The following is a 12,205-nucleotide window of genomic DNA, read 5'->3' on the forward strand; positions in this document are numbered from 1 at the left end:
TTAGCAAAGGCTCAACGAGTATTATCAAGACGTACAAAAGGTTCAGGGCGTTGGAATAAACAACGTATCCGTGTAGCTAAGCTGCATGAAAAAGTAGCAAACCAACGTAAGAACTTCCTTCATCATAAGTCTAAAGAGTTAGCTACTCATTTTGATGTTGTAGCTATTGAAGATCTAAATATGAAGGGAATATCGCAAGCACTTCATTTTGGAAAAAGCGTCGCTGATAATGCTTGGGGTATGTTCACTTCTTTCTTAGCTTATAAACTAAATGAACAAGGCAAACAGCTAGTGAAAATAGACAAATGGTTTCCTTCCACAAAAACATGTAGCAGTTGTGGAAATGTGAAAAATATGTCATTGTCTGAGCGAGTCTATTCTTGTATATGCGGTGTAAATCTCGATAGAGATTATAACGCAGCTATCAATATTAAAAATGAAGCAATACGCCTATTGGCGTTAGCATAGATAGCAATAAAATAACCCTTGGAACAAGGGAGTTAGCTCGGCTGTCTTAGGACGAATTCGTTAGCTACCAAAAGTAACGACTAACCGAGAAGCCCCCACTTCAAACAGTCCGTTAGGGCGTTAAGTGGCGGGTAGTTCACTAGGTGGGGAGAACCTAATGATATAGCTGATATTGTAGGTTTTCTTTCTTCATCAGACAGTCGTTGGATAACTGGTGAGTTAATTGATGCAAGTGGTGGATCTTGTTTATAATGCTAGAGGAAAAGCCGACTTAAATAGAGTTGGATTTGCAACTCTATTCTTTATTTGTTAAAACACCGAACTACACAGCATTTATTAGCTCTTACAAAAAACAGCTTGAAATAAGGCAAAATGTATTAAGTCAATCAAGATAGAGAAGCAATTATGCTGTAGTAGGATTAGTAATAAGTGTAAATAGTAAAAATGCAATGAATATGCACAATTTCATATGTAAATAGGTACTTTTTGTTAATTCTTTCATAGAGAAGGAAAGGTATGAATTTAGTATGATAGAATCAATTTGTATTAAATATAAAGGGGATGAGTATATGCTAAAAAGAATGATTTTAGGAGTTTCATCATTAGTAGTGGGAGCAACAGTTGGCTTAGCGACTGATGTATCCGCAGCACCTGCACCACCATTAACATCATTAAATGTGGTAAAAGTTGAATCTCAATTAGGCGGGGTTGAATTTATTGGTCCTAATAATTTAAGTACAGTTAAAGATCATGGAGGGAGCTATTTATACATTTATACAAATGAAATGGGATATGGTAGAAATCCAATTGCTCAAATGAGTGGTCAAAAACTAAAAAAAGTAGATTCTAAGATGATTGATATAAATGGGGATAGAACAGTGGATGGATGGGAATATAAATGGGATGCTTCAGGACAGCAAAATGGGCAATTTAAATATCAAAATACATCTACAAATGCACCTTGGAATACATTATCTATGTCATTAAATATTAAATAAACTAACAGAAGAATGCGATGTTATTTTTTTATGTTTGTTATATATGTAATGTATAGATACCTAAAGGAGTCTACGTTTTTAAGTAGGCTCTTTCTAAATAATGATAAGATATCAGCAAATTGATAAACTATTTTGTCTAATCGGCAAACCGAAGTTTACATAACATTTTTCTAGTAAACAATTCTGGGTTTAATAGTGTAATCAATAACGAAAGGAAATCTTTTATAAAATCAATTAAGTTATTTAGTGGGTCTTTCATCATAAATATCTAAAACTACATATTTATGAAATTTTATAAAATTTTCACTTTATATTTAGCCCTAAATCATATGATTTTAATACAAAATACTATAATTTGATTAATAATAGCAGTGTAAAAAACATTAAATATATTTAGATTTTAGAGCTAATGTTACTTTATTACCTAATTTGTTTAAAGGGATATATAGGGTTATTATTCAATGTAACTAAAATAATTTAAAAGGAGATAGGAAGTTATGTTTAAAGTAAAAACAAGGGGAAAAATAAAAAGAATTGTTATGGTTTCAACGGCTTGTACCATGTTGTCAATGTATGGAGCACCAATTTCTAGTACAGAGGCAGCAACCCGATCGCATGCCCCATCAGTTTATGTAACACCACAAAATACTGCTGCTTCAGATATTATTAGTATAGACTGGTCACCAGTCCAAACAGCACCTTATACGTATTGGGCTGTGCATAACTGGAATCAGGGAGGGGAGGGTGGTGGTTATGCGGGCTTCCAACAACAAAGTGGTTTTGATCAATTCGGTAAACGTACCCTTCACTTTGCACTTTGGGATCCAATAGCATCAAACCAAGCAATAAAAGCTGAATATTTATCGCCGACTTCAGAAGCCAGCAGATTTGGTGGAGAAGGAACAGGTCTGAAGGTACAAACAACTTATAATTGGAAAGATAGTGAATGGTATAGAATGACTCTACGCTCTTGGCAAGAAGATGGCCATACAAAGTTTGGCCAGTGGATAAAAGATAATACATTAAATCAATGGAAGTTAGTTGCTATTATGGATCATCCAGTTGCGAATGTTGCATTTAACTATGGTTTATCGATGTTTCAAGAGGACTGGGCTGGTAATGGACAAGATGTAAGAGAAGCACGTCTTAAAAATGGATACAGCAGAAAAGTTTCAGATAAACAATGGAATTCTTGGAATAATCAGCGTATCTCTGGGCAACATGATACGTCCTATCAATACGATGGAGGAGCAACTTCAGAATATCTATGGGTTAGGGCAGGAGGAAATACTCAATCAACTATTGGTACTGGAAAAACTTTTAATATAAATCAGCTTAGTCAACCAGAAATGGGAAATTTAGATTTTGATATCCAAAATACTCGCTTTGAAGCTGGAAAATTAAATGTTTCATGGAAATTGAAAGAACAAAGTACTCCACAGTTTAAAGGGAAAATTGAAATCTATGACAATGAAAAGTTAATGGGACAACCTTTAAAAGTAATTGATAATATTAAGTCCTACCAAACTGAGGTAAGTCAAACTATGCAATTGCCTCAAACAGCTTTTGCTAAAATTACATTAACAGATATATTTGATCGAACTGTAGAGAAAAAAGTAGGAATTACAAATGGAAATTCTGATATTTTAGTAGGGAATCGATTTGCATGGTCCCTAAAAGGAATTAGTGATTTTGAGTTTGCAAAAATCAATTTCAATAAGTCGACAGAAGAAATGCAAATTGACTTAAAAGCAGGCGTACCGCATCATTATTTTAATGAAACGTATGCGAGTATTAAAGTACAAAATGCATCAGGAAAAGTAGTATATAATAATGACATTTATGGAAACAAACAACAAAATGCTGAATCGCAAAAAGTTCCAGTGAAAGTAGGAGATTATATTGAATTAACACATCTTGAAGGTGTACATAGAGCGAATTTCACAAATTTAGACAACAGTAAACAAGAAAGCTTTGGAAAAAAAGCAATGTATGAAGTCACACAAGAAGGCTTGAAGAAAGTAGAAAAAATGCCAGAAGCAACAATTTTAGACGGAAATCAATTTACATGGTCCCTAAAAGGATATAGTGATCGAGAAATTGCAAAGATGGATTATAATAAAGCGGCAGAAGAGCTGAAAATTAAATTAGAAGCTGGTGTACCGCATTCTTACTTCAATAGTACATATGCAAGTATTAAAGTCCAGAACTCGTCTGGTAGCGTTATGTACAATAAGGAAATCATAGGAAATAGACAACAAAATGCTGAAACCCAAACAGTGCCCGTAAAAGTGGGAGATTACATTGAATTAACTCATATAGAAGGAGACGCTGTAAAGGAAAAAACACGCGCAACATTAATGAATCTTGAAAATAACAAAAATGAAACTATTGGAAAGACAGCAAGATACCAGGTTACAAAAGAGGGCTTAAAGAAAGTAGAAAAAATGCCAGAGACAACAATTCTAGATGGAAAACAATTTACATGGTCATTAAAAGGATATAGTGATCGAGAAATTGCAAAAGTAGATTATAATCAAACAGCAGAAGAGCTGAAAATCAAANTATGCAAGTATTAAAGTCCAGAACTCGTCTGGTAGCGTTATGTACAATAAAGAAATCATGGGAAATAGACAACAAAATGCTGAAACCCAAACAGTACCTATAAAAGTGGGAGATTATATAGAATTTACTCATATAGAAGGGGATGCAGCTAAGGAAAAAACAAGAGCGACTTTAACTAACCTTGAGAATGGAAAACAGGAATATATAGGAAAGAAAAGAACATATCAGGTTACATCTACAGGATTAATAAGACAATAAATGTATAAAAAAGTTGGGGGAATCCTCAACTTTTTTGTCATTTTAGCCAAGAAGACTCCTTCCTCAAGGAGCGTGAAGGGTCACAGCCCAGTGAGTAGGTGGGAGATGAATTGGCTTCGAACAAGGGATGGCAGGAAGCCATCTTAAATGTTCGACATATAGAAAGTATTACTCCACTAACTATCGAATGTATGTTTGGTGTGTAATAGTCATATAACGAAATGGAGGTGAATTAAATAATGATGAATAAAGCCTATAAGTTTCGTATCTATTCAAATCAAGAACAAGTAATTCTAATCAACAAAACGATTGGGTGTTCTCGTTTTGTATTCAATCATTTCCTAGCCTTATGGGATCACGCATACAAAGAGACAGGAAAAGGCTTGACCTATGGTATATGCTCTGCCAAACTACCTGCCATGAAGAAAGAGCTGGTTTGGCTAAAAGAAGTGGATATTATTGCGATTCAGTCGTCTGTTCGCAACCTTGCGGATGCTTATACGCGCTTTTTCAAAAAACAAAACAGCGCACCGCGCTTTAAATCTAAGAAGAACAACGTACAATCTTATACCACAAAACAAACAAATAAAAACATTGCCGTTGTAGGGAACAAAATAAAGTTGCCGAAACTAGGCCCTGTTCGATTGGAGCGTTTTTCGTAATAATACCATCGCGGCCCAAAAACAACCATCATGATATAGAGGCAAATAATAAGAACATGTTAATTAAAACATGTTCTTATTTAATATAATCGATTCACTTCTTTATAAAAAGTTTGGTTATTTTATTGAAGCTTATTCCACAAAACCCAACCGCTTGTTAACTTTTTTACTGTTTGAAAGCCATACTTTTTATATTGATTCATTTATTGGAAAAACTGAAAGTTTTAAAATCTCTCTATTACATATTTATTTTTGGAAAAATAGCCTAACTCCAAATACTAATAATACTGTGCCAGTAATACCCTCTATTGTACGGTTCACTTTTTCTTTTCTTAAAAAAGTTCTTAATTGACGTATTAGAGAGATATAAAGTAAATACCATATTGCTGTCAAAGTCGTAAATGTGAGTCCCAACAAAAGAAATTGGAAGAAATGACTTTGATTACTCACAATAAATTGGGGTAGAAAACTAAGGAAAAATACAGCCGTTTTTGGGTTTAAGATTGCCGTGGTAAATCCTTGTCTAAAACCTTTGACCGTTCCAATATCCTTAGAGTTTATTTCCACTGAACCTGACATATCTTCTTTTTTAGAAAAGGCACTTTTAATTGACTTTACAGCTAAATAAATTAAATAAAATGCCCCAGCATATTTTATTAATGTAAATAGCATAGCAAATTTCATTAAGATAGCAGAGAGTCCTAGTGTAGCCATTATTGTATGAATCATCATTCCAGATACCGTTCCTAAGACGGTCTTTATCCCACCATTTCTACCATGAGAGATAGTGTTTTTTGTAACTAAAGCAAAACCAGGACCAGGCATCATTATAATAAGGAGTGCTGTAAGGATAAATAGCAAATAGTTTTCCATGTTCTGGTATTTCCTTTCTGATTTTTAGTTTCGCTTATAGTATAGCTTTTTTTCTTAAAACATTAAATATAAAAAGTGTGATCAGGATAGTATCATAAACTTTCAAGGTGTTGTAATTGAATTATAGAGGGCTTCACTTGAATAATGTTCTTCTGTAAATGAGCATTTTAATGGAATGCCAATTAAATAAATAATCAGATTTTTGTATGAAAGGATAACTCAATTAAATAAATTAAGAGTATTCTTTAATTGCTTTTTCTCGGAACACTCTTAATTTTCTTTCGTTTATCGAGGGTATTAGTATCAACTTGACCAAATATTATCCAAAAACTACATTGATAAAATACACAGCAAAGCTATGCATACATTTTCTTTAGACAATTAGCTAAATATCATCTAAGCTGTAATTTTATGAAAATATAATAGCTGATTTCAAACGTAATTGGAAATAAACGTAAGTCTATGCCCTATTTTTACACGTATCTCGGCTATACCCCATATTGATAAAAAGACGTTATCCTTTCCTATGATTTCTCAGAAAGAATAACGCCTTTTTCTTTTTAGGGGGTATTTTCTCTAGTTAGCTTGATAGCGATGTGGTGGTACCCCATGCCCATCAATTTAAGGAATGTAAACACCCCCAAAACAAAAAATGAGCTGACTTCTCAAAATAGTTTCACAGAAAAAAGAAAAGCAGACTCCCATAAAAGAGCCTGCCTTCCCTGCTTTGTAAAATTAAGAAGCTTTACGTACGTTTGAAGCTTGAGGTCCACGTTGACCTTGTTCCAAATCAAAAGTCACTGCTTGACCTTCTTCTAAAGTTTTATAACCTTCGCCTTGAATCGCTGAGAAATGAACGAATACATCGTCTCCACCTTCACGTTCGATGAATCCGAAGCCTTTTTCGCCATTAAACCATTTTACATTACCTTTTTCCATTTGTATTGCCTCCTAGTGTGTAAACACACACAATGTAATACTATCCTTGCTCTCAGTGATCATAAAGGTGAAAAGTTACAAATCCTTTACACCGAACAAAAATAATTCATTTTAATAATAACATTTTTTGTAATAAATGTCAAGGTGAAGAAAAAACAATCAATTTAACTGCTATCTTTAAGAGTTTCTTACATCTAATGAGACAGTGTATAGTAATTGTTTATCTTCTTTACGTAAAATTGATAAACGAACTGGTAACACTATATGGTCAACTACAAAAAAATGGTTTCCAGAACAGGAAACCATTTTAAATTTTATTTACATACAAATAGTAAATTAAGCAATAAGAAGGAGTGCACACATGAAAAAAATGTTAACAAAAGAATTAAGTAATGAATTAAAGAAGCGAGAAGAGAGGATCCTTTTTGTTTGCTGCAACTTTTATTTGATGTGTTGGGGCTAAAAGGAAGGAGAGGGTCGGGATTATCATGGTGGAAAGCTTAATATTGGTAGGATTTCTTTTTACGTTATATAAATTAGTTAATAAAAAAACAAACTAATTTATATAACGATATATTGTTTCCTTTTTAAGGGCGAGATTTATTTGATAGTGAAATGGATAATTTAAAGGAGGAATTTAGATGGATGCAAGGAAAGAACGCATAAAATACGAAAAGATGTCAAAGAATTATGACCGTATTTATTCAGTTTCGTTTATCCTATTAATTATACTTGTTTGTAGTAGTGTGATTATCATAGGAGCAACAGGAGGAAAATATGGAGTGTTTTTATTGTTAGCAATTTTACTTAATGCACGTATTACGAAAGAATCTCAAAAAAAGTATGAGCACTATTCTAATAAAGGGCGTATTTAAAATCATACATATGCTAAAAGGAACAAACTAGATGTACATTCAAAATATCCCTTTATCATCTCCTGTTAACTGGTAAAAGTAGCTTTTTAAATCATTTTTTTAGCAATGTAGAAATAGAAACCGTACCCTATTAAAATGTTATTTCCGTTCCTATAATGAATTATCCTTCTAGCATATTTATAAGATTTATATCATATATTAGGAGAAAGAATGCAAGTTAGAAAGGAGTCTTATAGAATGAGTTATTCGAAAGGAAATGACTTGAGTGAACAACATATGGTAAGTACATCTAATCCCTACGTATATCAGACATTACAATCAGTAATTGGTAAGCATGTGGTTATTGAAACTGTAAGAGGTAATGTAAGAGGAAAGTTAAAAGATGTGAAACCAGATCATTTGCTCATTGAAGATACGGCGCCATATATTGTACGCATTCAACAAATTGTATGGATTATGCCAAAACAATAATCCAATTTATAAAAAATTAATGTCATAGTCCACCAAGTAAAAACACAGGGTTTTATCTCTGTGTTTCTTCAAATTTCCGTTTTTGAATATATGCTTGAGCATGAATAAGTTCTTTCTGAAGCTCTTTTAATTCTTTTGTAGATTCTGATTCAATAGCCATGTAAGTAGTAACTAAACTAATCATCATATCCATCTTCTCTACTATATTTTGAATGACCTGTTCAGAATGCTCTTTTTCAGGATGTTGTATTGCTATTAAAGCATTTTCTATATAATTGTTTTTTCTTTGCTGGATATCATAAATAAACTGTTTTGTGTTTGAATTCATTTGTTATCCCTCCGTTTTGGATATATTTTTATTCTATCATATTTGAATAGAAAATATTGAATGGGCCGTTCTTACTTGCAACATTCATCAGTCAAAGGAATTGTCACAAGTGATTTTGATGAAGAACTCAATTATAAATGGTATGAAGTTAAGGGGTAGGTGAAAAGAGTGATTCTAAACCGAGTCCCTCTTTTGTTGTATGATTTTTAAATCTTAATAGGTTAAATTTATTGTAAAGAAGAACAAAGTGATGGTGAACGCAATAAATTTTTACCATTTTGTTTAGGAGGTGCTACTGTGAAAACTATAGAAATTGAAATTGTTAGATCTGGGAGTTGGAAGAATTCAACAGTACTTACAGAAAGTAGCTCCATATACTTATGAAGGTCCAAATGGCCCGAAGACAATAAGGTTAAGAATGGGTGAGTTAGCGGGAGACAAACATCCTGTTACAGGCATTCGGTATGATTTAGATGATTTCCTTATTTTTTAAAGCTATTTCTGAAGTTAAATTAAAAGAAGCTGATTTTAAAAAATCTAGACCAACACATGATAGAATATGTAGTAAAGCATTATACGAAAAAATAATGAAAGACCCTAAGTTAGCTGCAAAATTCACAGAAGAAGAAATAGAGTTGTTCAAGCTAGGTGAGGTACCAGAAAATTATACATGGCATCATCATCAAGAAGCAGGACGAATGCAACTTGTTGATTATGAAACACATCGAAAAACAGGTCACACTGGTGGATATAAAATTGGGGAAAAGACAGCGATACGTAAGGAAGAGTACATATGAGAAACGTTACTTGGATTGGAGTAAATAAAAAAGAAATTACAGATGAAAACATTCAGAAAGTAGAACAATATTTCAATATTATATTCACTTTTATCTTTTCTTTTAAATTACAACATATACATGGGCAGAAACAATAGGATTCATAGAATCATACCAATCAATTCAGTCCTGCAAAGACGGTAGAGTAAATATTACACATTAAAAATAAAAATCTTATATTATTTGAAGTGTAAACCTGGAAAGAGACTCTTATTTTAGAGTTCAATTTTTGGTTTTTTACTACCTTAACGAACAGATAACGTCTAGTTCTTATATAAATCACTTTTTCAAGATTTATGTTACTGGTACTTATTCAGTTACTAAAATGGGTGGGGGGGATGGATAACATTGCTAAGCGTTGCAGCACATGTATTGAAAAATCCTCCAATTATACCATACAATAAGAAGGTACACATCTAAAAAAATAAATATATTCAATTTACGAAGAGGGGAATTAGCATGGGAGGAACCATTAAACTAGGAAGATTGTTTTCTTTATCAGAAGATATGTTACGCCATGATATTGATTACCAGGTTGTAAATGGAATACGCTATAAAAACAATTTAGAAATATGTGCAATTTTCAAGCATGATTATAAAGATATAAATAATAAGAAAAAGTATGATGAAATTACAAATAAAGTATATACATTGGGCTTATTTAAAAGAGGAACTAGAGAATTTTTGGAATTACCATTAAAATATGAAGTTAAAGGGAAATATAAGTCATTTACATTACCATTAGTAGGCCCAAACGATAGTTTATACAAAGACCTTTGTGAGTTCTTGGAAATTGATTATACAAAAAACGGTCCTTTTAAACCACTAGATTTTTTCAAGGCTCTACATAATGCTATTCCAACAAAAGCTAGTATTAAGTTTAAAGATAGATTGGCTTGTTCATATTCATATCCTACCAGTAAAGATAATGAACAAGAAAAAATTTATTTTCGCAGTTTCCTTAATAATGATATAAATGGAAACAAACGGAGTTTAGAAAATAAAGCGAAAACGGAAAAACTTTTACCAGATGCTCATAAGGTTATTGGTACAAGGAATATTTCCGTATGTTTCACGCATACACCAAAAGATGAACAAAAAGAAAAAGAAGAGATCGCGTCTAAATTTAATGAACTCCAACCTCAAATCTAGCTCAGAAGAACCAGGCAAAAATTGCCTGATTCTTTTTGTATATTTAACTGCTTGACATTCAATTTTTAGCAGTTAATTGAAAATTTAACATGATAGAGGGAATCGTTTATAAAATAATGTCAACTTTCTTGTCCAAATGGTTTAGACTTTCATATCTTTTTACAGTACGAGAATAACTACAGCAGGGGATAGTAACGCCCTTTCTAACTGTCCGCAAATTTTAATTTAACGAACAGTTGACAAAAGAAAAACAACTTTGCGATACCTGTTTCAATAAAGGGGAGATTTACCGTATAAAAATAATATAAAACAAGGATGATTATTTTGAAATCAGGGGTCACCATACACATCCATCAACCTAAGAAGAATAAACGCCACCTAAACAAAAAAGCCCTAAATTTTTCTTGAAAATAAGTTAGGGCTTTTGAACTAGAAAAGTATATTTTTAACTATGAAAACTACGATAAATTTTTCCTTTTTTCCTACTTACTAAATTCAGCAAGTAAAATATTTTTAAAAGGATTAGGACTATCAATTCTACCCAAACTATTCCAATTGACGACCAACGTATGCTTGCCCCCAAGTTTACCTCCAACAAGAGTTGTAAACCCTAGAATGCCACCTGTGTGTCCCCATATCGAGACACCGCTTGGAAGCTTAGTTTCATAGATTCCAAGACCATATCCATCGATTCCTTCTTTTCCTGTAGGAACTGTAGTAAGCATTTGTTTTAGTTGCTGTTCCTTCAGTAATTTGCCACCGAGCAAGTAAGAGAAGAATTTGTTTAAGTCGTCAGCAGTAGAAATCATATCTCCAGCAGAGCTAGCTGCACTTGGGTTATAATAAGTAACGTCTTTTAGCTCGCTTGCTCCGTCTGGTTGGACATATCCACGGGCATGGTTAGTGCCTGCAATAACACTTGAGTTGCCTGGTAGGAATGTATTCGACAATTCAAGTGGTTCAATAATCCGATTTTCAATCTCTTCCGCATAGCTGTTTCTGGTTACTTTTTCAATAAGAATGCCCAGTAATACGTATCCTGTGTTTGAATAAGACCAGCCCTTTCCTGGGGCAAAGTCTGGAGGCAGAGAAACCCCCATCTTCACTAACTCTTCAGCCGTATACGATTTTTTTGTATCCGTAAAATCAGCGTCTTTTGACCTTGAGTATTCAGCGATACCACTTGTATGGTTCAATATATGCCGGATAGTAATCTTGTTACCATCATATCCATTTCCTTGAATGACACCAGGCAACCAGTCTTCGATGTAATCGTCTAGATTCAGGCGATTCTCTCCAGCTAATTGAAGTACAACTGTTGCGGTAAACGTCTTCGTCACACTCCCAATGCGAAAGCGAAAATCTGTTTTCATTGGTTTCTTGGTTCTCAGATCCGCTATTCCAGTGGCATACCCCCACGTTTTTCCAACCTCAGAAGTTTTAGCAAGTATCCCCGGGTATCCAAGTTGCAATGTATCCCGCATTGCTTGCTTGACGGAAATATGATCTCGTTGAGTATTTGTTTGTAACGAACTAGATACATTTTGAGTGGGCTCTGCTTTTACAATTGAGGTTGGTATTGTATATAACAGGGAACTTCCAGCTATTAAAAGGGCCAGACTTGCACATGTAATTTGACTACGTATTTTCATAAGGCATTCCTCTTCTCTATTCATATTGTATCAGTGTTTGCTTACTGTTCCTTACTTCCTGACAAGACTTAGGGAAAGGCCCTCACGCATATAGATTAAAGCCCCAGTACAAAGGTATCTATCAATAC

Annotated in this window: 9 protein-coding genes and 5 pseudogenes; 10 read left to right on the top strand and 4 right to left on the bottom strand. The window is 33.3% G+C overall.

All coding sequences use genetic code 11. The features are described from left to right. The 5 genes and pseudogenes from BAQ53_RS04510 to BAQ53_RS04530 all read left to right on the top strand — a co-directional run. Positions 1–468: RNA-guided endonuclease InsQ/TnpB family protein (locus BAQ53_RS04510; protein WP_141533799.1), on the top strand; the 468-nt coding region annotated here is incomplete at its 5' end. Positions 469–603: 135 nt separating this feature from the next. Further along, positions 604–720 (top strand): annotated as a pseudogene (locus BAQ53_RS04515) (short-chain dehydrogenase); the annotation flags it as partial. A 317-nt stretch (positions 721–1,037) separates the two neighbouring features. Then, positions 1,038–1,466 (top strand): DUF4879 domain-containing protein, encoded by a 429-nt coding sequence (locus BAQ53_RS04520; RefSeq protein WP_208906525.1) that lies wholly within the window; start codon positions 1,038–1,040, stop codon positions 1,464–1,466. Positions 1,467–1,963: 497 nt separating this feature from the next. Then, positions 1,964–4,289: pseudogene (locus BAQ53_RS04525) on the top strand (putative mucin/carbohydrate-binding domain-containing protein). A gap of 239 nt (positions 4,290–4,528) precedes the next feature. Then, positions 4,529–4,942 (top strand): annotated as a pseudogene (locus tag BAQ53_RS04530) (helix-turn-helix domain-containing protein); the annotation flags it as partial. A gap of 255 nt (positions 4,943–5,197) precedes the next feature. Here BAQ53_RS04530 and BAQ53_RS04535 read toward each other — a convergent pair. Beyond that, complete coding sequence (locus BAQ53_RS04535) at positions 5,198–5,824, bottom strand: LysE family translocator (protein ID WP_000432976.1); 627 nt, start codon at positions 5,822–5,824, stop codon at positions 5,198–5,200. Between the two features lie 735 nt (positions 5,825–6,559). Continuing rightward, on the bottom strand, positions 6,560–6,763 hold the full coding sequence (locus tag BAQ53_RS04540; protein ID WP_000410775.1) for a cold-shock protein: 204 nt from the start codon (positions 6,761–6,763) through the stop codon (positions 6,560–6,562). Positions 6,764–7,404: 641 nt separating this feature from the next. Between BAQ53_RS04540 and BAQ53_RS04545 the strand changes: the two genes are divergently transcribed. Both BAQ53_RS04545 and BAQ53_RS04550 read left to right on the top strand, forming a co-directional pair. Further along, a complete protein-coding gene (locus BAQ53_RS04545; protein WP_000340038.1) occupies positions 7,405–7,638 on the top strand; it encodes a hypothetical protein in 234 nt (77 codons plus the stop codon). A gap of 237 nt (positions 7,639–7,875) precedes the next feature. Continuing rightward, positions 7,876–8,109: a YuzF family protein gene (locus tag BAQ53_RS04550; protein ID WP_208906526.1), complete on the top strand. Its 234-nt coding sequence runs from the start codon at positions 7,876–7,878 to the stop codon at positions 8,107–8,109. A gap of 52 nt (positions 8,110–8,161) precedes the next feature. Here the strand turns inward: BAQ53_RS04550 and BAQ53_RS04555 are convergent, their stop codons facing one another. Continuing rightward, positions 8,162–8,437 carry a hypothetical protein gene (locus tag BAQ53_RS04555; RefSeq protein ID WP_109140934.1) on the bottom strand — a complete coding sequence of 92 codons (276 nt, stop codon included), beginning with the start codon at positions 8,435–8,437 and terminating at the stop codon, positions 8,162–8,164. 331 nt (positions 8,438–8,768) lie between these two features. On the opposite strand from BAQ53_RS04555, the pseudogene BAQ53_RS04560 reads away from it, so the two are divergent. The 3 genes and pseudogenes from BAQ53_RS04560 to BAQ53_RS04570 all read left to right on the top strand — a co-directional run. Then, positions 8,769–9,218 (top strand): annotated as a pseudogene (locus tag BAQ53_RS04560) (HNH endonuclease); the annotation flags it as partial. A 12-nt stretch (positions 9,219–9,230) separates the two neighbouring features. Continuing rightward, positions 9,231–9,332, top strand: a pseudogene (locus BAQ53_RS26155) (SMI1/KNR4 family protein); the annotation flags it as partial. A gap of 400 nt (positions 9,333–9,732) precedes the next feature. Then, positions 9,733–10,425: a DUF6037 family protein gene (locus BAQ53_RS04570; RefSeq protein ID WP_000509528.1), complete on the top strand. Its 693-nt coding sequence runs from the start codon at positions 9,733–9,735 to the stop codon at positions 10,423–10,425. A 482-nt stretch (positions 10,426–10,907) separates the two neighbouring features. Here BAQ53_RS04570 and BAQ53_RS04575 read toward each other — a convergent pair whose 3' ends face one another. Beyond that, complete coding sequence (locus BAQ53_RS04575; protein WP_208906528.1) at positions 10,908–12,077, bottom strand: serine hydrolase domain-containing protein; 1,170 nt, start codon at positions 12,075–12,077, stop codon at positions 10,908–10,910. Between the last annotated feature and the right edge of the window lie 128 nt (positions 12,078–12,205).

Source organism: Bacillus sp. B25(2016b) (assembly GCF_001679765.1).
Lineage (GTDB): Bacteria > Bacillota > Bacilli > Bacillales > Bacillaceae_G > Bacillus_A > Bacillus_A thuringiensis_K.